A 23,052-nucleotide genomic window follows, 5' to 3' on the forward strand; every position below is an offset into this window, starting at 1 on the left:
CCGTTTGGAAGATCTGCTGGCGGCCAACCAAGCGTTGATGACGGTCTACTTGATGAAGGCTGAACTCAAAACGCTTTGGACACCGAGCACCGCCTGGGGCTGGAGATCAGCCTGGAAGCAATGGCTGCACCATGCTCATGAAAGCGAAATACCAGCTCTGATCCAGTTTGCCAAACGACTAAAGGGTTACTGGCGGGGCATCATCAGCCGTGTTCGCTGGCCGATGCATACGGGTCAGTTGGAAGGTATCAACAATCGAATAAAGGTCATCAAGCGGGTGGCGTACGGTTACCGGGATAGCGAATTCTTTTTCATGAAGATCAAGAGCGTCTTTCCCGGTAATCCGTGAAGAACCAAAAAAAAGCCCTCATTAAGAGGGCCTTTTTCAGAGAGCTGCTAGCTCTTGGACCAGCTTGGGCATGAATCCTACGCGTACAGGTTGATCCGCTAGGCCAAGAAGGGGATAGATCTCTCCGCCAATACCAGGTTTCACTTCGCCCGATTCGGTACGCTCGGCATCTGTAGCGAAAACCACAAACTCGAACTTGTCCGCGATGAAGCGTGGGAATTCTTTTCTCAACGACTCTTCGGACTTGCTGTGCATGACCGGGGAAACAATAAAGATCTTTTGAGGCTGGATATCTTCAATCAGCTCCAAAAGATTTGTCCGTACTACACAGCTGCCAGAAATGATCGACTTAGCAATGATGAGCACCTGAGTGCTCTCGTAGCCAGGTTCCAAGAACTTGTGTACGACCGGAGCGATGCTGCTACCACCTGGAATTTGATAGTGATTGTTCCAGAAAACAGCGGCTTTGGTTTTGTGTTCCCGCTTGAGGGAGTCATAAATGCCTCGGCCCAAGAAATCTGCATCTTCCGCAGTAGCCGCAACTAGGCAGCTTTCGGACAGAGAAATCTTGTCACTCAGCAATTTCCCCAAGAGGGAGCCGAGCTTAAACATCTCGCCAGAGTAGCTCTCCGGGTTGTTCACAAACGACAGCAGGTTTCTGAGGCCTGCTTTGGCCTCTTCCGCAGCAAAGGCACTGTAGCTTCTAGTAACAATGCTCATTGTTGGTCTCCCCCTGTGGGCTGTCGATCAGCAAGCATTCCCGCTTCCACTGTCATCAGCAGCATGAGGACCTCCCCAGGGCTGCGCAGTTCGGAGAGCTTCGATGGCTCTGGAGCGGCTGCGTTGACTGCGACCTTCACTTCCATGCCATTGTAGCTGATTTTAAAAGCGGTGCATTCTACCGCTACCGATCCCATTTGGAAACGGTCAAGTAGCTCAGTGAGCCATTTCGGTGGCGTGTTCGGAGCATCATTCGCTGCCACCATCTGGTCTACCTCTGGTGGGTGGAACCCGCCGAAAATATCGGGTCGAGATGACGCTTTAGCCTTCGTTAGGACATCTAGAACGGTGCGGCCGTTCCGATTGTCCGCATGCCATTGGCCGAGAACGAGACGATAGGCCTCATCCATCCGAGACAACCTTGCAGACGCGCACAGTGCTGTGAGTGCATCCCGAAGCGGGCCGTGCTCCATCACGAGCTCAGTGGAGCTGTGCTCATACGGGAAATACTCAGAGCGGCAAAAACGGCGCATTCCAACAGGAATTTTTGCATCATTGGCCGCTGCTTTGGCTTCTGAGCTGACCACCAAGATCTGCTCATGGCTAGCCGCTTTGTGGTGGTCAGCATCGATGATTGCCTGCATATCGAATCGGTTCTGCATTTCTGCATCCCAGTTCGCAGCTGTCCCATCGGAATTCTTGGCTTGATAGTTCACCTTATGGCCGGTCGTCACTTCCCGAACACATAGGTCATCCACGAATGCGGCTTCCTGGCAACTGATGCGATAGTGCGCACACTCAGCTGGGGTCTTGGTTGCCCCGATACGGCAGACTGTGTGGACCGCATAAGCGCCTTCGAAATCAGCGCCTTTCTTATTGTTCTCACCGCCTTGGCCGATGTGCCCCAACGTTTTGGCTTTCTTCTGACCGAAGCGGGACTCTACAAAGGCTTCTACGTCCGTGTTAGACATCATGTTCATCAGCGGGCTCACAAGGCGGCAAGTGTGACTGTCTGGCCAGAGCATACATCACTTCGGAGAAATAACAGAGGGTAGCGCCAGATGGGGATTACGCATCTGGCGCTGGGCCTGTGAACCCCGGCGCTCCCTCAAATTCAGGCGAATGTGTGGCCATGTGCTACCGTTTGTGGTCTCTATCCATGTTGCTTACAGGGGGACACATGTTCACTGATATCAAGTCGGGTCCGAAGCCAAAGCGCGAAGATGGAAAAGACGACCGCAGACGGCATGTAAACCCGCCTAACGACAAGAAGCACCCGACTCTGCCGATTCACAAGCACCAGCCTGGCGATTGATTGTTGTAGGTTGTTCAGCTCTCAATCATCAAGCATGCCGGAGGGCTTCTGTTAAAAGTACGAACGAGCCAAAAAACAGATAGCGGAACACTCACGCCGCAGCATTCTCACGGGTCTTCAAGAGCCTCAGCAGCGTGCTCCGAGAGGCGCCAGTGGCCGCACAGGCCTCCGACCAGCTGCCACCTCTATCCCAAATCGCCAGAATTGCGGTGTTGCGCTCATGGTTCGCTGCGCGGCCTTTGTAGGTCCTCTCGACCCGGAACCTGAGCCTGTCACGCTCCTTGGCCTCGGCGATGCCCTGAGTGTCCTGCAGCGTCTGTTCTCATAGTCCTTGCGGGCGATGGCGTCCATAATCGAATTCAGGACGTCCATCATCCGCATGGTCATTTCAAATGCAGTGCTGTGGGTGACTTCATAGCGGTTTTGGGATGATGGGGCGGCGGGCTACTCGGCCCACCTGGCACTGCGAATGCGCGTGACGTTTTCACCCGCCTGCTTGGCAAACTCATGCGGTGTCACATGGACCTCACGGTTCGCCTCCAGAAACCGGCTCCACCAAGTCATGATCATCCGGCGCTCCTCAAGGAACTCGGCCTTGTGGATATACGCGGCGCGCACATTGTTGCGCTCCTTGTGGCTCATCTGCCGCTCGATGGCCGTCTCTGACCACAACCCGGACTCGATCAGCGCGCTACACGCCATGGCGCGAAAGCCGTGGCCGCAGATGTCCACCTTGGTGTCGTAGCCCATCGTCCTCAAAGCAGCGTTCACCGTGTTCTCGGACATCGGTTTCCACGGCTTGGCATCTCCGGCAAACACCAGGTCGAATTTGCCGGTGATCGTGTGGATCTGTTCCAGCAAGGCCACCGCTTGCGGGGATAAGGGTACAAGGTGAATGTCTCCGGCCATTTTTGTACCCCGTGTGGAAAAAGGTACGCCGTCCAGCGCCGGACGAGTGTCGGGGATCTCCCAGATCCCGCGCTTGAGGTCGAATTCGCCCCATCGTGCGAAGCGCAGTTCGCTGGAGCGCACGAACACGTGCAGCGACAGCATCACCGTCAGGCGGGTGAGGGCTCGGCCTTTATAGGTGTCGATACGCGCCTGTAGTTCTGGTAGCCGCGATAAGGGTAGTGCGGGACGGTGTGTCACCCTTGGCGCTTGGACTGCGCCATCCAAGTCGTGAGCTGGGTTCACCGTGATCAGCCGAAGGCGCTTGGCCTCGCGCATGATGCTTTGCAGGTAGTTCTTGATCCTGAGTGCAACGTCGATGGTGCCACGCTTCGTCACCGCCTCAAGTGGCTGCATGAGATCGTGGGTATCGAGCTCGACGATTGCCCTAGCGCCGATGATAGGGAGTACGTGGGTCTTCAACCTGCTGAGTACGGTCTTGGCGTGGCCCGGCGCCCACTTGGGCACCATGACGGCATACCAGTCGAGCGCGACGCTTTCGAAGGTGCGCCCGTTGATCACGGCTTGGGCCTTGGCCTGCTGCTTGGACTGGATGGGGTCGATGCCGTTGGCAAGCTGCTGTTTGAGTTCGAGCCGCTTACGGCGTGCGTCGGCCAATCCCACCACCGGGTAACTCCCGAGGGCGGTGAGGCCTTCGCGACCATCGGGCCTCACGTACCTGAGCCGCCAGCCTTTGCGGCCGTTGGGTTGCACGAGCAGGTAGAGGCCATCGCCGTCGAAGAGCTTGTACTTGCGCTCTCGGGGCTTTGCTGTGCGGCAGGTGGTGTCTGTGAGCGGGGCGGTAGTGCGGGCCATAAGGGTACTCCCCAATATCGAACTGGAGCTATCCTTAAAACTACCCTTATTAGCTGTGGCTGCCACCGGAATCCGACGGAACGCCAAAACGAAAAAACCCGCCATAAGGCGGGTTTTTCGGGGGTTTCAGAGATTTTGAAAGCCTTCTCTGGAACCTTGTATGGTGCCGGCACCAGGAGTCGAACCCGGGACCTACTGATTACAAGTCAGTTGCTCTACCAACTGAGCTATACCGGCGTGTTGGGCGACGATTATAGCGAGTGCTTCGCGTCTGTAAACCCCTGATAACAGACTATTTTTGCGCAGGGCTCTGGTTGGGGTCCTGTCGGGGGTGTGGGGCTTGGGTAAATGCGGTGTTTTTGTTCACTCGCTCAGGGTATAGGGCCGTGCGTGCAGGCGGATCGGGCGGGGCGCGTCCCTGATCGTTGAGTGAATGACGGCGGCGTCGTAACGAGTGTTTTCGCCTCGCCGTTACGCCCGCAACAACACTCGCTTGAGTTTTTCCACCGCCCGCCACGAACGACTGTTGCGCAGCGCATGCAGTTCGGATTCTGCGCGGTCGGCGCGTTGGCGTTCGGCTTGCAGGGCCTGTTCCAGGTCTGACACCGGGTAGCTGAATTTGTGGCCGTAGCAGAACTGGAACTCGTCCATGTTGCACGGCGCCAGGTCGAAGGCGCCTTTGAGGTGTAGCTGTTCTTCGGCCAGGTAGAAGGTGTTGAGGCCGTCAAACAGCACCGGGTGGTAACCGGCGTCGATCAGCAGTTGCTCCCAGGTCTGGTCGCGGGTCCACGGGGTTTCGACGAGGATGATCCAGGGGCGCCATTGAGTGAAGTCCATCCCGCGCAACACGGTTTCTTCGTGACCCTCGACGTCGACCTTCAGAAAGTGGATCGGCCCTTTGACGTGTTCTTCGCAGATGGAGCTCAGGGTGCGCGATTGCACGGTCTGGCTGCGCACGTCCATGCCAGCCTCGAGGCGTTCCTTGGCGACGCTGGGTTCCAGGGTCGACATCCCGGTGCCGGCAATGGCGTAGAAGGTCAGGGCTTCGGCGGTTTCGCCGGCTACGCATTGCAGGTTGATGTCCTTGGGGCGGTCTTGGCACAGGGCCTCGTGGTAGACCTGCAACGGTTCGATGTTGATGCCGGTCCAGCCGCGCTCGTAGAACGCTTTGGTGACGGAGTCGGACACCGGCTGATTGGCGCCTACGTCGATGTAGAAGCCGTTCTCGTAGTATTTCAGTGCGCGCCACAACCGTATGTCTTCGAAGTTCTGTGCATAAGAAATGAACGTCACGGTCTCTTCCTGATAGCTCGAATGACTGGGAAACGGGCGCGCAAGCCGCGCACCTGGTGTCGGAGTGTAGCGATCATCACGGGAAAAGTGTGCCGGCAAAGCCGCCAAATACGGGTGTCGGCGACAAGCCCTTCAAGGGCTCGAAGGGCTTGTCGCCTGACCGGTTACACGCCGTTCTTGACGGTGTTGATCAGGTCCTGGCTCAGCACCTGGGCAGGCGCCACTTGCACGCTCTGGGTGTAGAAGGGCGGCAGGTTCTGGGCGAGTTGCGACAGCGCTTGAGCGGTGGTGTTACCCGGCAACAGTACGTACTGCAGGTTCGACGGGTAGCTTTGTGGCACCGGGCCTTCCATGGTCGAGCCATAGGCCCCGAAGGTCATCACGGCCTGCGGCGTGGTCGGGTCGGGCGCATACAGGAACACGAACGTGCCGTACTTGGGATGCGTCAGGTATTGCTCGGCCTGGGCACGTACCGCCGGGTCCGGGTCATTCATCAGGGTCCAGCGCATCACCGCATAGCCGCGGGTGGTTTCCATGAACGCGGTGCGAATCGGCGACTGGTTTTCCACGCCACCCAGGCATACCAGCAAGTTGCCAAAGGGGTCGATCAGGGCCACCGAGTTGAACACGCAGCTTTGCTGCGCCGTCGCCAGTAGCGGTGGCGCCAGCTCTGCACCCGGGTCCCGTGGGTTGGCGCATTGCACGGTCAGGGCGTAGGGGCTCAGTGCGGCCAAGGCCTGGCGAACCGGACTGTTGGCCGGCAGCGTGGCCGGGTTTTTCAGTTTCGAAGGATTGAGGCCGCTGTTGTTGCTCGCTTTGCGTACGGTGTTGACGCTGGCCGAGAAGATCGAGCTGGTGAGGTAATACGCTGCCGAGTCGATGCTCTGGCCGCTGAACACCGGGCTCTTGGCGCCTTGGTAGGCTCGGCTGACGGGCGCGGCGATTGCGTAATAGCCCCAGGTGTTTTGTGCCTGCTGACGGATCTGCGGTGGCAGGGACGGGAAGTTGAACTGGCTGTTGTAGTTGATCCCGGCGTAGTCGTCGATCGCACTTACCGCGACGTTGAAGCCCGCCGTCAGCAGGAAGCCGGCGCACATGACGCAAGGGTCCAGGGTGGTGACGACCGTCAGTTGGCCAGGTGGCGGCAGGCCCAGTGATGCAGCGTTCTCGTAATACCAGTCCACCAGCTGTCGTTCGCCGTGAGCGGTCGGGTCATGAGGCAGGAAGTAGGGGGTGTTGCTCCCGGGGAAAGGCATCAATACGTTGTTATGCAGCGCCGCGATGACCTCGCCCGTGGCGTTATGGATGATGGCCCCGCCCACCGCGAAGGTTTGTTGAAGGGCGGCGAGAATGGCTTCGTTGGCGACGGTATCGACGGCTTCCTGGGCACTGTTCACTGTGATCATGGTGTCCCAGCTCCTTGCTGTCGTGAGCGGCAGAGATTTCTGGCGCTTGGCAACGATAGTTCAGGTTTTCAAGGGCGGTTATGACCATTCGGCTTAACGCTTATGCACAACGAGCTGTTTTGCACCTTGATAAATGTCAGATTTGTGGATCCGTTCTCATTGCTGCGCAACTGCCTGTTTTCCGGGTTTTTTTACAGGCTGAGCAAAAAATGGACAGGGCTGTTTTTCGCCTTGAATCTTGGATCCATGGGCTTCTGGCAGATTTCATCAACAGAGTTATCCACAGGTACGGGGGTGTTTATCGGCGCTCACCGAGCAGCAGCAGATTGCGTGGTGTCAGAGGCGTTTCACAGAACCGTCCCAGGCGAACGGCATACCCCTGTTCTTCGAGAAACAGGGCGCGATCGAGCACCAGCCAAAGCTCCAGCGGGCGTCGGAACAGGCCGCGCAGCAATTCCAGGTTGCGTATCTGGGCCAGGCGTTGCCAGCCAGCGGCTTGCAGGGCTGGCCAATCCGGCGTGCCGACTGTGGGCAAGTCCTTGAGCGCGGCCAGGTCATGGCAGTAGTCGGCGAAGGGTTTGTCCAGCCAGGCGCTGGGCAGCGATGGGGTGGGTAGGTACTCGTCAATGCCTCGCAATTGCCGTTGCAGCAGGTCGAACGCCAGGCGCCGGGCCATGGACGTGTCGCGCTGGCGTCGGACGCGGGCCCCAGCGGTCACGGTCTCGCTCAGCGGCAGGGCCAGGTCATCGTGGGACAGTACCAGGCCCGAGTGTTTGCCGGCGCTGGAGAGCGCCTGGTACTGACGGGTTGCAATCCGGTTATAACAGCACGGCGCGACGGCCAGTTGCTTGCAGCCTGCGTGGCTGGCCAGTTGCATCAGGCGTACATGCAGGTCGCCACAGGCGTGCAGGGCGACCGGTGTCTGGCCGGCGTCCAGGCGCACAGGTGTGTCCGCGGCCATCACGTCTTGTTGAAGGTGCGCGGCATCAAGGTGATGGTGCTGGCTCAGCGCCTGACCGCTGGCAATCAGCGCCGGGTCGTATTCCAGGCAGGTCAACTGCTGGCCGGCTTGCAGCAGGCGTCGTCCCAGGTGGCCCTTGCCTGCGCACCAGTCCAGCCAGTGCCGGGGTTTCTCAGCGAACTGCAGGCAGCTGGCGAAGGCTTCGATCTGCTGCCACTTGCGCCCGGGTACGTCGACGTTCAAGCGCGGGGATGCGGGCTCAATGGCCTGGGTGGGCAAGTCACCGACCGCGCTGAGGACCATCGACCGCGCCGCCAGTGCCGGGAAGGGCGCGGGGGCTGGCAGGCGCTCAGGGTGGTTGTGGCTGGTTTCCGCGTCTTCCAGCGAACGCTGGCGCAACCAGTCGGCGAGCGCTGGATGGTCGGCTTCCCACGGCAGTTGCCGATGGGTAAAGGGTCGTGGCCGCCAGAGTGCCTGATGTTCGGTCAGGAAGGCGTTCAGTGCCGTGAAGCGGGCGAGCAGGTGCTCGCCCGTCAGCACCGGCAGATCAACGTCCCTGGCAGGCATCGACGCGCAACCAGCGCTCCAGCAGCTTGAAGCCACGCACCAGGACGTAGGCCATCAGCAGGTAGAACATGCCCGCGGCGAAGAAGATCTCTACCGGCAGGTAGGTCCTGGCGATGATGGTGCGGGCCATGCCGGTCAGTTCCAGCAAGGTCACGGTACTGGCCAGGGCGCTGGCCTTGAGCATCAGGATCACTTCGTTGCTGTAGGCCGGCAGGCCGATGCGCGCGGCACGTGGCAGGATGATGTAGAACAGGGCCTTGGGCCGTGACATGCCCAGCGCCCGGGCCGCTTCGATTTCGCCCGGTGGAATGGCCTGGATCGCGCCTCGCAGAATCTCGGCGATGTAGGCGGCGGTGTGCAGCGTCATGGTGGCGGTGGCGCACCAGAACGGATCGCGCAGGTACGGCCACAGCACGCTACTGCGCACCGCATCGAACTGCGCCAGGCCGTAGTAGACCAGGAACAGTTGCACCAGCAGCGGTGTGCCACGGAAGAAGAAAATGTACGCATAGGGCAAGGCGCACACGTACCAGCGTTTCGACGAACGGGCGATCCCCAGCGGAATGGCCAGCAGCAGGCCGAGAATGACCGCGATCGCGACCAGTTCCAGGGTCAGGGTGGCACCCTGGGCCAGTTTCGGCAGCCACTTGATGATGACTTCCCAGTTCATTGCGTGCTCCGGGCAAAGCCGCGAGCGGCGCGTTTTTCCAGCAGGTGCATACCGGTCATGGCGATCACCGTCAGACCCAGGTACATGAAGGCGGCAACCATGTAGAAGGTGAACGGCTGCTTGGTCATGGTGACGCCGTTTTGCGCGTGACGCATGATTTCTTCCAGGCCGATGACCGACACCAGTGCGGTGTCCTTCATCAGGATCATGAACAGGTTGCCCAGCCCCGGCAGGGCGATGCGCCACATCTGCGGCATGATCAGCTTGGTGAAGATCCGCCACTTCGACAGGCCCAGGGCGACGCCCGCTTCGCGGTGGCCCTTGGGGATGGCCAGGATTGCCCCACGGAACACTTCCGTGGCGTAGGCGCCGAAGCACAGGCCCAGGGCAATCACGCCGGCGGCGAAGGCGTTGAGCGCCAGGTCAGGGTTGCCGAAAAACTCCCCCAGCGCGCGCATCAGGTTGACGGTGCCGAAGTAGATCAACAGCACCCAGAGCAATTCCGGGATGCCACGCACCAGGGTCGAATAGGTACCGCCAAGCCACTGCAGCGACTTGTGCGATGAGGTTTTGGCCAAGGCGCCGAGCAGGCCCAGCACCAGCCCCAGGCACAATGCCGAAAGGGCCAGCTTGACAGTCATCAGCGCTCCAGCGGCGAGCGCCGGGCCGAATCCTTGGAGATCGATAATCATGGATGTCTATTCAAGTTACAGCAGGCTTTGCTAAGAACCGGCGCCACCCTGGGCGGCACCGGTCAGGCACGTCAGAATCAATAGATGCTGAACGGGAAGTACTTGTCGTTGATTTTCTTGTAGGTGCCGTCAGCGACGATTTCCTTCAGTGCGGCGTTCAGCTTGTTGCGCAGGTCGTTGTCACCCTTGCGCACGGCGATGCCGATCTTGTCGCTTTCCACCACCGGGTCGCCTTTGAACTCATAGTTCCTGCCGGCGTCGCTCTTCAGCCAGTCGTAGTTGGCGTATTTGTCCGCGAGGATGCCGTCGACGCGACCGGAGGTCAGGTCCAGGTAGGCGTTTTCCTGGGTGTCGTAGAGGCTGACCTTGATGTCGTCGCCGTAGGTGTCTTCCAGCCAGGTACCGGCCAGGGTGGCGCGCTGAGTACCGATGGTCTTGCCCTTGAGCGAGTCCTTGTCGGTCTTGAACTCAGTGTTTTTCGGCGCGATGAACTGCAGCTTGTTGGAGTAGTACGGTTCGGTGAAATCAACGGCCTGCTTGCGCTCGTCGGTGATCGACAGCGAGGACACCAGGAAGTCGAACTTCTTGGCGTTGAGTGCCGGGATGATGCCGTCCCAATCGGAGGTGACGACTTCGCACTCGACCTTCATCTTGGCGCACAGGGCGTCGCCGATGTCTTTGTCGAAACCGACCACCTGGCCGCTGGCATCTTTGTTGTTGAACGGAGGGTAGGCGGCTTCGATGCCCATCTTCAGTTTGTCGGCGGCCATTGCGTTGGCCGAGAACACCAGGGTGGCGGCCGCGGCCAGGAAGAATTTCTTGTAGGTCTGCATGCGGTTAGCTCCGTTAGCGGTTGCTGGACATGAATTGTTTGCAGCGCGCCGAAAGCGGGTTGTCGAACACCTGCTGTGGCGATCCTTGCTCTTCGATCAGGCCTTGGTGAAGGAACACCACTTCACTGGAAACCTGACGGGCAAAGCCCATTTCATGGGTGACCAGCAGCATGGTACGGCCTTCTTCGGCCAGGGCGCGGATCACGTTTAGTACTTCCTGAACCATTTCCGGGTCAAGCGCGGAAGTCGGCTCATCGAACAGGATGACCTTGGGTTGCATCGCCAGGGTGCGGGCAATGGCGGCGCGTTGTTGCTGGCCACCGGACAGTTGCGCGGGGTAGGCGTGGCGTTTGTCGGCGATGCCGACCTTGGCCAGCAAGGCTTCGGCCACTTCAATGGCTTCGGCTTTGCTCTGCCCCAGCACGCGGCGTGGCGCCTCGATGATGTTGTCGAGCACCGTCATGTGCGGCCACAGGTTGAAGTTTTGAAACACAAAACCGATTTCGCTGCGCAGGCGGTTGATCTGTTTGCCATCGGCGGCGACCAGTTCGCCGTTTTTCGCTGGTTTGAGCTTGAGCTCTTCGCCGGCCACCAGAATCTGACCCTGATGCGGGTTTTCCAGCAGGTTGATGCAGCGCAGGAACGTGGACTTGCCGGAACCGGAGGAACCCAGGATCGAGATCACATCGCCGTCGCGGGCGGTCAGCGAGACGCCTTTGAGCACCTCAAGCTGGCCGTAGCGTTTGTGCAAGTTGCGGATTTCAAGCGCGGGCGTGGCCTCGGCCATGTGCGGTCCTCATTGTGTTCTGTTGTGCTTGTGCTGTCGGCGGCCGTCCTGGCGAGGCGCCAAGCTAGCATAGCGTTTGAATCGCGGCCAACAGCCCCACGGGTGTAGACGAGCAGTGTGTATCCGGTTGTCGCATCAGCGCAGCAGACTGTCGCGCCATCAACAACCGAACATCCGTTTGAAGCCGTGCCTGCGTGGGTGTCGCGTAAAAAAAGGCGCGATGGTGCCAGCTTTGGGCGGGTGTTGGAAGCGCAAACCGGCCAAACGTTGCGGATCCGCACTTTTATTGTGCGTGAGCGGTTTTTTCCATGGGTATTGGGCGCGTTGGTTCGTTGAATAAGTGTGTGGCACGGTAACGCTCTGGCGAAATGCCATTAACATCAATGGGTTGCGAATGCAGATGGGTCGTTGTGTAGGCCGCGTAAACCGGAGGCCTGTAACATTTTGGCGCAATTATTGCGTGCAGAATAAGGAACGCTCTGTTGGATTCTTTTTACGAAAAGCAATCCCGGGGCAGGGTGTACCCACGCTTTCCTCGTAAAGGTAGTTTCAATGAGCAGTACGCAATCCTCCAACGACCTCGAACAGGGGCTCAAACCGCGGCATGTGACCATGCTGTCGATCGCCGGGGTGATCGGTGCCGGGCTGTTTGTCGGTTCCGGTCACGCCATCGCCGAAGCCGGCCCCGCCGTGCTGCTGGCCTATGCCGCCGCCGGTACGCTGGTGGTGCTGGTGATGCGCATGCTGGCCGAAATGGCCGTCGCCTCTCCCGACACCGGGTCGTTCTCTACTTATGCCGACCGGGCAATCGGCCACTGGGCCGGCTTCACCATCGGCTGGCTGTACTGGTGGTTCTGGGTACTGGTGATTCCACTGGAGGCCAACGCCGCGGCGACCATCCTCAATGCCTGGTTCCCCGATGTGGCGATCTGGGTGTTCACGCTGGTCATCACCTTGTTGCTGACCGCAACCAACCTGTTCAGCGTGAAGCACTACGGTGAGTTCGAGTTCTGGTTCGCCTTGATCAAGGTCGTGGCGATCATCGGCTTTGTGATCCTCGGCATGCTGGCGATCTTCGGTTTCCTGCCCAACAGCCAGGTCAGCGGTGTTTCGCACCTGTTCGACACCCAGGGTTTCCTGCCTAACGGCATGGGCGCGGTGTTGGCTGCGATGTTGACCACCATGTTCTCGTTCATGGGCACTGAAATCGTGACCATTGCCGCGGCAGAGTCGAAGAACCCGGGCCAGCAGATCTCCAAGGCCACCAACTCGGTGATCTGGCGGATCGGTTTGTTCTACCTGGTGTCGATCTTCATTGTTGTCGCCCTGGTGCCATGGAATGATCCGAGCCTGGCGCAGGTCGGTTCCTACCAGACCGTGCTGGACCGCATGGGTATCCCGAACGCCAAGCTGATCGTTGACCTGGTGGTCCTGATTGCCGTGACCAGCTGCCTGAACTCGGCGCTGTACACGGCTTCGCGCATGCTCTTCTCCTTGGGCAAGCGCGGTGATGCGCCCGCGGCTGCCAAGCGCACCAACCGTGCGGGTACGCCTTACTGGGCGGTGATTATGTCCACTGCCGCAGCTTTCCTGGCGGTGTTCGCCAACTATGTGGCGCCGGCGGCGGTGTTCCAGTTCCTGCTGGCGAGTTCCGGCGCTATCGCATTGCTGGTGTACCTGGTGATCGCGTTTTCGCAACTGCGCATGCGCCACAAGCGCGTGGCGGCAGGTGAAACCATCACCTATCGCATGTGGCTGTTCCCTGGCCTGACGTACGCGGTGATCCTGTTCATCATCGGCGTGCTGACGATCATGCTGTTCCAGGAAGCCCATCGCATGGAGATCCTGGCGACTGGCTTGCTCAGCTTGCTAGTGGTTGCGGCTGGCCTGCTGGTGTCACGTCGTCGCCAGCGCGAAAAGCTTGGTGCGCTGGTACTGAATTGATTCGATCCGCGTAACGAAAACGGCCGCTGTCAGGGATGACAAGCGGCCGTTTTTGTTTTTGCAGCGAGAGGCGTTACTCAGTCTTTTCGTCCGGTTCGTCCAGCGACTCGCGGTAGCTGTCCAGCGCCTGGCCGAAGTCGCTGATGAACTGTGGCTCGGTGAGCCAGGCCTGGGCGGTTTCGCGGTCCATGCCATCGGCCCACATGCGGTAGTCGATCAACATGTCGGCGGCCAGGTGAGTGGCGGCCATGGCTTCGTTCTCGGCGTTCTCCATGTCCAGCAGCTCTGGATGGTCGTTGATGATTCCGCTCAGCTCCGACAGCAGGATCAGCAGCATGTCGTTGCGGCTGGTGGCTTCCGCGTCATGCATCTTGCTGAACATTGCCAGGGTGTACTCGGGGATCGGCTCGGCCAGGTGGCCCGGCTCGTCGTCCAGTGCAAGGGGCTTTCTGCCGACCATGCGGATTTGCTTGGCCTTGGCCTTGGCGCGCTTGGCGCGTTTTTGCTGCTTGTTCGGGGATGCCATGTGAGATTCAGTTCGCTTTGTGTTGAGTTTGAGCCGCGATGGCGTCGGACGCCGCCACGTAGTCAGCCTGGAAGGCTGGTGATTCGATCCAGGCCAGGGCGCCGGCCTCGTCGGTCTCGGTGGACCATTGGCGATATTCGATCAGGGCCGCGAGGATGAAGTCCATCGCGCCTTCTTCGCCTTCCTGCTCGTACACCAACTCCAGCAGCGGGTCTTCGAGGAAGGCTGCGCACATCGCCTGCTGGCTGGTTTTTTCGGCGTCGATCATTTTCTTGAACAGTTCGGTCAGGTCCACCGACTCGAAGTCGATGCGATCGTCGTTCGGGTCCAGCTCCACTGGCGCGGCGGCCCGTTGGACGCGGTTGTGCTTGGCCTTGGCTTTGGCGCGGGTGGCGCGTTTGTGCTGCTTGTTGGCGGAGGCCATGGGCGTCGTTCCGTGTGTCGTGAGAGGGTGCAGGTCGATCAGCTGCGCGGCACTCGCCGCCCGGGATGATCGGGGGCCAGTTCGCCGTGTTGCAGCCAGGACAATGCAATGGGCCATAGTGTGGCTTGGTATGGGCTGCGAAAAAAGGCGAAATGTCCGACTTCTTGCTCGCCGATGTCTTCGGGTGCGATTCGCAGGTGGGTGTTGGTACTGCTGGTGAAGTAGCCCAGCAGGCGTTCGATGGCCGGGATTGTACCGTAGGGATCGTCGCTGAGGCTGATAGCTAGGGTTTGCGCAGTCACGGCAGCGAAGGGTAGCTGTCCGGCCCTGGCGTGGATCACGCGGCCGCTGTAGCGCTTCTCGTAGCGGGCGGTGGACAGGCTCCAGTCGCGGACCACGCCGGCAGGCGTATCTTCCAGCCAGCCCAGGCGCTTGCCGGGGAAATAACCCCAGAGCAGCGTGATCAGTGGCATCAGTACATGCCACTTGGCAAGCATGCGCCAGCGATGGGCGGGCGCGTAGTCGCGCCAGTAGGCGAATTGCGCGCCGACGGTCACCAGGCGGCGGATCACGTGCCCTGAGTCCGCCAAGCCCGCCCCACAGCCTCCGAAGCTGTGACCGACCACGTCGATGGGTTGGCCGGGGAATTCGCGCTGGGCACGCTTGAGCATGGCTTCAAAGTCCAGGGCGCCCCAATCGCTCCAGCTCGCTTGCAGCCCTTTGAGCGAAGCCGGCCGCGACTCGCCGATACCCCGGTAGTCATAGGTGATGACGTCGAAGCCATTGGCGAACAGGTAGTCGGCAAAGCGCGAGTAGTGGCGGCAGCGCACGGAGGTGGCGGCATTGATGATGACGACCGCCCGGGAGGCGTCCGCGGTGGCGTGACGCCAGGTGAAACCGCCAAGGGGGAAGCCGTCGGCGGCGGGTTCCTTGAACGGTGCCTTGAGAGGCAACGCCGGCAGCGGTAACTCGATTTGAGTCGGTGCCCTTGAGGGGGTGTCCTGCACATTCATTGGCTTCGGACCTTTGCGGGTAGCTGCCAACGATAGTCTTCCCGTGGGCTGTGAACAATCACCTGCCTCTTTCAGGACTTTCGGTTGAGTAACTGTTCCTCGAGCGCAATCCGTTCCCGATCCAGTTCCGCGCGCAGTTCTTCCTCGCTGGGTAACACCAGTTTGTACTTGCTGGCGAACAGTTGTTCGTTGCCTTGCAGCACCGAATACCGCACGACTGATTCATCTTTCTGTGCGCAGAGAATAATGCCGACGGTAGGCCCGTCGTCCGCCCCACGCTTGAGGTCGTCGTACATGCGCACGTACATGTCCATCTGGCCCACATCCTGGTGGGTCAGTTCGCCGCGCTTGAGGTCGAAGATGACGAAGCACTTGAGCAGGTAGTTGTAGAACACCAGATCGATGTAGAAGTCTTTGCTCTCGGTACTAATGCGTTGTTGGCGGGCGATGAAAGCGAAACCTTTGCCGAGTTCAAGCAGGAAGCCTTGAAGCTGGTTGATCAATGCCTGCTCAAGATCTGTTTCCAGAACCGAGCCGGCATTGGGCAGGCCGAGAAATTCCAGTACCACGGGGTCGCGGACGAAATTCCGAGGGGTGGTCATCAGTCGTTGGGTTTGGGTGGCGGCCTCTTGTTCCACGGCAGAGCGATCGCGGCTTGCCAGTAGGCGTTCGTAGTAGAGCGTGTTGATCTGGCGTTCCAGGGCGCGGGTCGACCAGTTCTGGGTGGCCGATTCGTTCATGTACCAGTGTCGGGCGTGGTCATTGTCAACGCACAAGAGTCTACGGTAGTGGGTCCAGCTCAATTCGGAACGCACTGCGTTCCAAATTGGAAAGGTTTGATAGAAGTCCCTCATGTACCGCAGGTTGCGCTCATCAAAACCTTTTCCAAACTCCGCCATCAGTGCTTTCGCCAGCGTAGATAACAGTTGTTTGCCATACGCGGCGCGTCGGGCACCCTCCTGCTCGAACTCCACAATATGTCGCCCGATCTGCCAGCAGGTTTGCACCTGAGCGGTATCCACTGCACGCAGCACCTTCTGGCGAGCCTGGCGGATCAGTTCGCCAAGATGGCCCAGCAGCGAGGCGAGTTGTGGGTCTTGAGAGTCGGTTTTGATTTGGCTCATGAGTGCTTCCGCGGCTGAAAGAGCAGGCAGGGGAGGGTCTCAGGAGTGGGGTGGTCGATGATGCCGGGCGCGGCTGGTCAGTCGGCAGGAAGTGGCTATCGGATTGGCGGGACCAGGCTGACTGCACCTTATGTCGAGGCAATATCACCTGTAGTCCATTTCGAGGTGAGCCCAAGTACAAATTGATCTAAAACTCGACTCGCCGACAAGAAATCTAAGAAAAGTAACGATTGGGTTCTGCAGAGCCCGGGAGTTGTCATCATGAAGTACGTTCATTCATTCATGTTGCCCCTCGCTGCTGTCGGCTTGCTGATGTTGCCCGTCGTGGTGCAGGCCACCAGTCTTGAACCGATAGACAGCGCTGGCGTGCAAGTCCAGCCGCAACAGCAAAACGGGATTACCTACCTGTCGGGCGGTATCGGCCTGGACGAGTCCAAAAGCATTCAGCAAACGCAGGGCTACAACCTGCACATGACATTCGCCGTCGGTGCGCAGAACGAATACACGGCTGACGTCGATGTGCTTATTCAAAAAGCCCCAGGGCAGACCGTACTGACTCTGAACGAGGCAGGTCCCCTGGTTTACGTGAAACTGCCTGCGGGCAAGTACTCGGTCATCGCCTCGCGTAATGGCCAGGAACGGCGAGATGTTGCGGACATCGGCACGGGTGGTGCTGCACGCAATCTGGTCTTCCACTGGGATGACGCTCAGTAGGTGCCTTGGTGATGTCGCCCACCGAGAGACAGGCAGTATGACCCCAGCGGGATCATGCCGCCTGTCTCAAGTTTTCGCTGCGAACAGGGCCTTGGTGCTCACACCCGAAGGTTCGGGGCTTGGCTATTGGCCCTTAGCCGTGGCGTGATTGTTCGATCAACTCTCCCCCGGAATCTTTTTTCAACAACTCATACAGCACGGTCATAAATACGTCACGGGTTGCAAGACGTTGATTCTGGACTACTTGAGGCACTACGGCTCAGCCTCCCGCGACGAACTGGTCACCTTGATCCTAGACAAACTTTCAGACGCATTAGACGAGAAGCAGAGGCAGAACAAATTCCGCAACCTGCTCAATGCGATGTCGACACGCGATAAAACCATTGAAAAATCAGGTGGTTTGCACAAAGGCCGATGGATGCTGAAACCCTCTGGAAACGACTCTATCTAGACAAACTCTAGACAAACTCTCCCCCGCTCAAACCGGGCTCCAAATTTAGCTGTAAAGGATCGCGCATGTCCCACATCCGCCACGAATGTGAACTGGAACGCCACATCATTGAACAACTGGCTGATTGCGGCTGCCCTTCAGGGCGGTGAACTGCGTGCGCACCTTGTCACGGGTAGGCTCCAGCACGCATTCCAGCCGACGCAGCACAGTGAACGGCAGGATGATACGACCGAACTCCGATTGCCTGAAGTCACCACGCAATACGTCTGCTACGTTCCAGATGAAATCGGCCAGGTTTTGCTGGTTCACAGGTGTTCCTCTCAATGCATGCGAGCGCCGGCAATGACCGGCACGGGCCGTGCAGCAAGGGAGGGCGTAAAGCGGGCTAACCCGGCTGGAGAACGATCATCACTGTGCAGCAAGGCCCTGAAAAGGCGAGTCGCCATCAGGCGAATGGCAGGGCCTTGGTTGATTACGTGTCAGCTCTTTTTTTGGGCACTGCAAGTCTGATGGAGAGGATTGTGCTGCTGGGGATTTTCACTTTGATCTCGTGATCTGCAATTTGCCACTTGATGACGGAAAGACCTCCCATCGACCAGATTACGTGGACATCATTCAACGCACAGTCGTCTTTGACGCCGTAGCCCTCTATGGCTTTGTATTTTTCGCAGAGGTCGCTGCTCAGCAGTACTTGTTCTGCCTGGTAGTTGCCTAGCCCCAATGTGTTGACGATTTTGTCCGGAAGCGCACTCCAGGTGTTGGTCCATAGCATCAACATGATGGCAAGTAGCGGGCTGACGATGAGTACATAGCGCTGGCTTTTTCTGATCACCGCAGCGATTGCGGTAAATATCGACAGGGAGGCAAGAAAGCAAAGGCCCATGAACGGATAGTCACCCATGGTTTCGGCCACCTCAGGGACGCCCTTGTCCATCGCTAGTGCGGACAAAAGCGCTACGAGATTGCCGATGGAAAATACCAGGAACGCAGTGATGGTGAACTTCAGCCAACTGTAGGGCGGTAGCTCGTAGTTCTTTTGCAGGGACCAGCCGAACACAAGGCCGGTTAGTGCGGGACCAGTCAGCAAGCCGATGGTATAGGCGCTACCGTCATTAGAAAAAAAGTAGATAGCCATCCACAAAATGGTCAGGCAGCAGAATCCGGGCGCAAAGAAATAGCGGTTGATCAGGCTCCGATCCAAATTTTCTTTGGGGGAGTTGTTGTTAATTCGATACTCCAGCTCTTTACGTACGGGCTTGTCGCTGAAAAATGCTTCTGACCAGATCCAGCCAGGCGCTGTAAAGCCAAAGCCAATCATCAGGACCATCAGGCTGCCCATGAGTGCTGCCGCTGCCAGAAGCGATACGAAACTGAATAGGTCGAAATCGGGATAGAAGTGGTTTTGGCAGAAATAGATCAGGAAGATCAAGAAACCAAACGCCAGTGACGCAATGTGGAAAAGCTTCCAGTTGTGCTTTTCGATGAAATCGAAAACTTTGTCCAGCAACCGAAATTGCGATTCACCAGCTTGAGCTTTGTGACCTTTGGGTGGGTTGCCAGTGGTTTGCATATCCATGCGTGTGATTCGTCCTTGTGGGATTTCGAGCAGTTTTGTTGATTTCACTTTCCTGCGGGCATAAAAAAAACCCTGAATCTTGCGATTCAGGGTTTTCGGTATTTGGTGCCCAGAGACGGAATCGAACCGCCGACACGGGGATTTTCAATCCCCTGCTCTACCGACTGAGCTATCTGGGCAACGGGGCGCATTAAACGGGTTTTTCAGGGGGTCGTCAAGCAAGTTTTCAAAAAAATTTTAATTATTACCGTCGCTTACGATCCAACCCCCGTTTTTACGGGGTTATTCAGCAGGTGGAACGTAGCCTTCGGCCTTGGCGTAATCCTCGCCGCAGAAGAACTTGTCCATTTCGCCCTGAAGATATTTACGGTCTTCGGCGTTCATCATGTTCAGGCGTTTCTCGTTGATCAGCAGGGTCTGGTGTTTTTGCCAGTCGGCCCAGGCCTTGGCCGAGACGTGGTCAAAAATGTCCTGACCCTTGGCGCCCGGGAATGGAGCGCGCTCCAGGGCGGGCAATTCTTCTTTGTACTTGCGGCACATGATGGTGCGGGTCATGAGGACTCTCCTGCGTTCAATACGTCGGCCGCGCGCTTGAGCAGTTTTTTCACCGGGGCGGCAAGGCCCAGGCGCGGCGGGGTGGCGAGGTTATACCAGAGCCAGTCAGCCTCGGCCACGTGATGGCCGGTCTCCTGGACCTGGACCAGCCAGGGTTCGATGGCCAGCTGGAAATGACTGAAGGTGTGGACCAGGTTGGGCAGCTCGGTGTGTTGGCCCAGTTCCAGCGAGTGTTGCAGGGCCAGATGTTCCAGGTCGCCGAGGTCGTCCAGTTCCGGCAGGCTCCACAAACCACCCCACAAGCCCGTGGAAGGGCGACGGTAAAGCAGGATGGCACCCTTGCGGTTGGCCAGCAGCGGCATCAGCGTGCGCTTCTGTGGCGCGCTCTTGCGTGGCTTGGGGATCGGGTAGCGTGTCTCCAGGCCAAGCATGTGCGCCTCACAGCCCTTTTCCAACGGGCACAGCATGCAACTTGGCTTGCTGCGGGTGCAGAGGGTGGCGCCCATGTCCATCATCGCCTGGGTGTAGGCGTTGACGCGGTTCTGGGGGGTAAAGCGCTCTGCGGTGGCCCACAGCTGTTTGGCGACCTTGGGTTCGCCCGGGTAACCCTCTTGCGCGGTAAAGCGTGCCAGCACCCGCTTGACGTTGCCGTCGAGGATCGGTGCGCGCAGGCCCATGCTCAGGCTGGCGATGGCGCCGGCAGTGGACAGGCCGATGCCGGGCAGGTCAGTGAGTTTCTCCACGTCGCGTGGAAACTCGCCACCGTACTCGGCCACCACGATTTTCGCGGTCTTTTGCAGGTTGCGGGCGCGGGTGTAGTAACCCAGCCCGGTCCACAGGTGCAGCACTTCGTCTTCCGGCGCGGCCGCCAGGGCTTCGACCGTTGGCAGCGAGGCCATGAAGCGGTCGAAGTAGTTCAGTACCGTGCTGACCTGGGTCTGCTGCAACATGATTTCCGAAACCCACACCCGATACGGGGTGATGCCCTGTTGCCAGGGCAAGTCGTGGCGTCCGTGGCGGTCGTACCAGTCCAGTACCGCGGTTGAAAACTGCTCGGCTCTCATCGCTTGAACAGCCCCTTGAGTGCGTCTTTCAGTTCTGGGCTGACTTTGTCGCCAAGCTTCTCATCGATTTTGTCACTGAGCTTGTTGCCGGCCAGTTTGCTGGCGACCTGGCCGAGGCGCTCGTTGTCCAGGCGGCAAGCCTTGGCTCCGAGTTCCAGCGGGCCACGGCAGCGCAGCGGCCATTCGATGCCGGCGAACTTTTCGCTAACCTGGCAGGCCGGGTCCGGCATGTCGCTCTTGTCGCCCTCGACGATGATGCCCACGCGATAGTCCATGCCCAGCACGCGCAGGTCGACGTCGCCGTTACCGTTGACGGTCATGCCCGGGATGCGCACTTTCAGGTCCGGGTTGCTGGCCACGCCATTGCGCACGGTCAGGTTGCCCTTGAGCTCCTGGAAGGGGGTGTCCTTGCCTCGCGGCTCGCCGCTGAGGGTTTTGCGGTTCAGGGTGGCGATGCCTTTGCACAACTGCTGTTCAAGGTTGGCATTGAGCAGTACGCCGTCGTTGATCACAAAGCCGGCCGTACCGTTGAGGCTGTCGATCAGGGTCTTCTGGCTGTTGCCGTTGGCGGTCAGGTTGCTGTTGAGCGTGACCAGGCCTTTGACCGGCGGGTTCTTGCCCTGGCTTTCGAGGATTTTTTCCGCGGGTACCCGGCTGATTGCCGTTTGCATGCTCAGCGCGGGCACAGGTTGACGCACGTCGAGCGTGCCCTTGGCGTTGAATGTGCCGTTGTACAGCTCGCCGCTCAGGTTCTGCAGGGTCAGCAGGCCACCCTGGCCGCTGGCTTTCAGTGCGGCATTCTGGATCGGCAGCTTGTCGAGGGTCAGTTGGCCAAAGGTCAGGTCGGCGTCCAGGTCCAGCTTGCTCAGGCGTTCCGCCGGAATCAGCTTGTCGTTGCTCCAGGCGCCTTTGGTGGGGGCATTGGGCAGTGACGTGTTGCCCGCGCCGGCCATGGCGTCAGCTTCGGTGCTGCTGACTTCCGACTTGCGCGCCACGGCCGCACTGTTGGCTTCGGCGGATTTTGGCGGCAGGTAGCGATCGGCATTGAAGGTATCGCCCTTGAGCTGCACGCGCAGCGCTTGCCTGGCGAAATCCTCGACGGCGATGCGGCCGCTGAAAGTGCTGTCATCGAGTTTCAGGTTGATGTTGTCCAGCGACAGGCTGGTCGGCGTGCCCGCCAGGCGGCTGACCAGTTCGACTTTGCTCAGGCTGCCTTCGGCCATGGCCGGGAGTTTTTGCCCGATGCTGTCGACGAATTTTGCCAGGTCGAACTGGGCGATCGACAGGCCGCCGCTGATTTGCGGCGTCTTGTCCAGGTCGTTGACCTTCAGCTCACCCAAAGCGCGCAGTTGGTTGGCAGACAGCTTGATGCCGGTCCATTCGGCGACGTTGGCCGCTTTATCCAGGAGTAATTGGCCTTGTGCGCCAAAGGTCACGGTCTTGCCTTGCAGGGGCTCGCCAGTGAGTTCGCCCGTCAGCTTCATGTCTTCGAACTTGTAGCGCTGCAGGGCGCGCTCGAAGCGCAGTTCGCCGTTGAGTTCGGTACGGACCCGCAGAACCGGCTGGTTGCTGGCCAGAAAGGCGGTCAGCTTGACCTTGATGTTGGTCGCATCGTGCACCGGGCCGGTGCTCAGTTGGATGCTCTCGGCACTGAACTGCTTGCCGGTGCGCTCATCGGTGTATTCGACCCGGGCGTTGTTCACGGTCAGGCTGTCGATGTCGAGGCGCATCGGTTGGGCAGGTTTTTCCACTGCGGCCGGGGTTTGGCTGACCGGCTCGCTGCTGCCCGCCGGTGAGTCAGGTTTGCCGGCCACTGGCACGGGTTTGCCAATGTCTTCCCAGTTACCGTGGCCGTCCTTGTCGCGATTCAGGCGCAGGTTCAGGCCTTCGACGCGGACGTCGCTCATCTGCACTTCGCGACGCAACAGCGGCAAGACCCGCACCGACAGGCCGAGCATTTGCAGGTCGGCGAAGGGAGCGGTGGGGTTGGCCAGGGTGGCAACGCTGGCTTCATGCAGTTCAAGGCCGAGCCAGGGGAACAGGCTCCAGCCGATATCGCCATTGAGCGTCAGCTCGATGTGGGCCTTGTCGCGGGCAATCTGGCGTATCTCTTCTTTGTAGTCGTTGGGATCGAAGAAGTGGGTCAGGGCAAAGCCCAGGGCCACAATGATCAGCAACAGCCCGAGAAGTACCAGACCCAGGATTTTGCCGAACGCTTTCATGGGCGAGTCCTTGTAGAGAGTCAAATTCGAAATTTAGCCGGGGAGTATAGCGCCCGGAAACTGACGACTGGTCAGTGATCGC

Annotated in this window: 22 protein-coding genes, 2 tRNA genes and 1 pseudogene; 4 read left to right on the forward strand and 21 right to left on the reverse strand. The window is 59.2% G+C overall.

Annotated features, from left to right (window positions below):
• Positions 1-349 (forward strand): transposase (locus CKW29_RS07195; RefSeq protein ID WP_143496847.1); only part of this gene is annotated, 349 nt, incomplete at its 5' end.
• A 36-nt stretch (positions 350-385) separates the two neighbouring features.
• Here CKW29_RS07195 and CKW29_RS07200 read toward each other — a convergent pair.
• From CKW29_RS07200 to CKW29_RS07255, 11 genes are all read right to left on the reverse strand, one after another.
• Positions 386-1,069 (reverse strand): hypothetical protein, encoded by a 684-nt coding sequence (locus CKW29_RS07200; RefSeq protein ID WP_047272871.1) that lies wholly within the window; start codon positions 1,067-1,069, stop codon positions 386-388.
• On the reverse strand, positions 1,066-2,049 hold the full coding sequence (locus CKW29_RS07205) for a hypothetical protein (protein ID WP_095148202.1): 984 nt from the start codon (positions 2,047-2,049) through the stop codon (positions 1,066-1,068). The genes CKW29_RS07200 and CKW29_RS07205 overlap by 4 nt, the downstream gene beginning before the upstream one ends.
• A gap of 779 nt (positions 2,050-2,828) precedes the next feature.
• Positions 2,829-4,148 (reverse strand): integrase arm-type DNA-binding domain-containing protein, encoded by a 1,320-nt coding sequence (locus tag CKW29_RS07215; protein ID WP_095148204.1) that lies wholly within the window; start codon positions 4,146-4,148, stop codon positions 2,829-2,831.
• A gap of 161 nt (positions 4,149-4,309) precedes the next feature.
• A tRNA-Thr gene (locus tag CKW29_RS07220) sits at positions 4,310-4,385 on the reverse strand.
• A 234-nt stretch (positions 4,386-4,619) separates the two neighbouring features.
• Complete coding sequence (locus tag CKW29_RS07225) at positions 4,620-5,441, reverse strand: FkbM family methyltransferase (protein WP_095148205.1); 822 nt, start codon at positions 5,439-5,441, stop codon at positions 4,620-4,622.
• 164 nt (positions 5,442-5,605) lie between these two features.
• Positions 5,606-6,847 carry a nucleoside deaminase gene (locus CKW29_RS07230; protein ID WP_095148206.1) on the reverse strand — a complete coding sequence of 414 codons (1,242 nt, stop codon included), beginning with the start codon at positions 6,845-6,847 and terminating at the stop codon, positions 5,606-5,608.
• A gap of 298 nt (positions 6,848-7,145) precedes the next feature.
• Complete coding sequence (locus CKW29_RS07235; protein ID WP_095148207.1) at positions 7,146-8,375, reverse strand: methyltransferase; 1,230 nt, start codon at positions 8,373-8,375, stop codon at positions 7,146-7,148.
• The gene (locus CKW29_RS07240) at positions 8,356-9,045 is read right to left on the reverse strand and encodes an ABC transporter permease (RefSeq protein ID WP_095077928.1); all 690 of its coding nucleotides are present in this window, start codon (positions 9,043-9,045) and stop codon (positions 8,356-8,358) included. Before CKW29_RS07240 ends, CKW29_RS07235 begins: the two co-directional genes overlap by 20 nt.
• Entirely contained in the window at positions 9,042-9,737 is a 696-nt protein-coding gene (locus CKW29_RS07245) for an ABC transporter permease (protein WP_095144562.1), read from the reverse strand. Before CKW29_RS07245 ends, CKW29_RS07240 begins: the two co-directional genes overlap by 4 nt.
• Before the next feature lie 77 nt (positions 9,738-9,814).
• A complete protein-coding gene (locus CKW29_RS07250; RefSeq protein WP_095148208.1) occupies positions 9,815-10,570 on the reverse strand; it encodes an ABC transporter substrate-binding protein in 756 nt (251 codons plus the stop codon).
• A gap of 13 nt (positions 10,571-10,583) precedes the next feature.
• The gene (locus CKW29_RS07255) at positions 10,584-11,357 is read right to left on the reverse strand and encodes an ABC transporter ATP-binding protein (protein WP_095077931.1); all 774 of its coding nucleotides are present in this window, start codon (positions 11,355-11,357) and stop codon (positions 10,584-10,586) included.
• 552 nt (positions 11,358-11,909) lie between these two features.
• Here CKW29_RS07255 and gabP point away from each other — a divergent pair.
• Positions 11,910-13,301, forward strand: coding sequence for a GABA permease (gene gabP, locus CKW29_RS07260; protein WP_095144565.1), 1,392 nt, complete (start codon positions 11,910-11,912; stop codon positions 13,299-13,301).
• Between the two features lie 73 nt (positions 13,302-13,374).
• Here gabP and CKW29_RS07265 read toward each other — a convergent pair whose 3' ends face one another.
• From CKW29_RS07265 to CKW29_RS07280, 4 genes are all read right to left on the reverse strand, one after another.
• Complete coding sequence (locus CKW29_RS07265; RefSeq protein WP_095148209.1) at positions 13,375-13,827, reverse strand: hypothetical protein; 453 nt, start codon at positions 13,825-13,827, stop codon at positions 13,375-13,377.
• Between the two features lie 7 nt (positions 13,828-13,834).
• A complete protein-coding gene (locus CKW29_RS07270; protein ID WP_095144567.1) occupies positions 13,835-14,251 on the reverse strand; it encodes a hypothetical protein in 417 nt (138 codons plus the stop codon).
• Positions 14,252-14,289: 38 nt separating this feature from the next.
• On the reverse strand, positions 14,290-15,264 hold the full coding sequence (locus tag CKW29_RS07275; RefSeq protein WP_095148210.1) for an alpha/beta fold hydrolase: 975 nt from the start codon (positions 15,262-15,264) through the stop codon (positions 14,290-14,292).
• 71 nt (positions 15,265-15,335) lie between these two features.
• Positions 15,336-16,388, reverse strand: coding sequence for a YhcG family protein (locus CKW29_RS07280; protein ID WP_095144569.1), 1,053 nt, complete (start codon positions 16,386-16,388; stop codon positions 15,336-15,338).
• Between the two features lie 261 nt (positions 16,389-16,649).
• Between CKW29_RS07280 and CKW29_RS07285 the strand changes: the two genes are divergently transcribed.
• Positions 16,650-17,102, forward strand: coding sequence for a hypothetical protein (locus CKW29_RS07285; protein WP_095144570.1), 453 nt, complete (start codon positions 16,650-16,652; stop codon positions 17,100-17,102).
• Positions 17,103-17,250: 148 nt separating this feature from the next.
• Positions 17,251-17,553: a hypothetical protein gene (locus tag CKW29_RS07290; RefSeq protein WP_256577035.1), complete on the forward strand. Its 303-nt coding sequence runs from the start codon at positions 17,251-17,253 to the stop codon at positions 17,551-17,553.
• A gap of 132 nt (positions 17,554-17,685) precedes the next feature.
• Here CKW29_RS07290 and CKW29_RS07295 read toward each other — a convergent pair.
• From CKW29_RS07295 to CKW29_RS07320, 6 genes and pseudogenes are all read right to left on the reverse strand, one after another.
• Positions 17,686-17,862 (reverse strand): annotated as a pseudogene (locus CKW29_RS07295) (type I restriction-modification system subunit M N-terminal domain-containing protein); the annotation flags it as partial.
• Between the two features lie 163 nt (positions 17,863-18,025).
• Positions 18,026-19,129, reverse strand: a complete 1,104-nt coding sequence (locus tag CKW29_RS07300) for a hypothetical protein (RefSeq protein ID WP_095148211.1) — start codon at positions 19,127-19,129, stop codon at positions 18,026-18,028.
• 103 nt (positions 19,130-19,232) lie between these two features.
• A tRNA-Phe gene (locus tag CKW29_RS07305) sits at positions 19,233-19,308 on the reverse strand.
• Positions 19,309-19,411: 103 nt separating this feature from the next.
• Positions 19,412-19,684 carry an oxidative damage protection protein gene (locus tag CKW29_RS07310; protein ID WP_095144572.1) on the reverse strand — a complete coding sequence of 91 codons (273 nt, stop codon included), beginning with the start codon at positions 19,682-19,684 and terminating at the stop codon, positions 19,412-19,414.
• The gene (mutY, locus tag CKW29_RS07315; protein ID WP_095148212.1) at positions 19,681-20,748 is read right to left on the reverse strand and encodes an A/G-specific adenine glycosylase; all 1,068 of its coding nucleotides are present in this window, start codon (positions 20,746-20,748) and stop codon (positions 19,681-19,683) included. The genes CKW29_RS07310 and mutY overlap by 4 nt, the downstream gene beginning before the upstream one ends.
• A complete protein-coding gene (locus CKW29_RS07320) occupies positions 20,745-22,970 on the reverse strand; it encodes an AsmA family protein (RefSeq protein ID WP_095144574.1) in 2,226 nt (741 codons plus the stop codon). The genes mutY and CKW29_RS07320 overlap by 4 nt, the downstream gene beginning before the upstream one ends.
• Positions 22,971-23,052: the final 82 nt, after the last annotated feature.

The sequence above is a fragment of the Pseudomonas sp. Irchel s3a18 genome (genome assembly GCF_900187535.1).
GTDB lineage: Bacteria > Pseudomonadota > Gammaproteobacteria > Pseudomonadales > Pseudomonadaceae > Aquipseudomonas.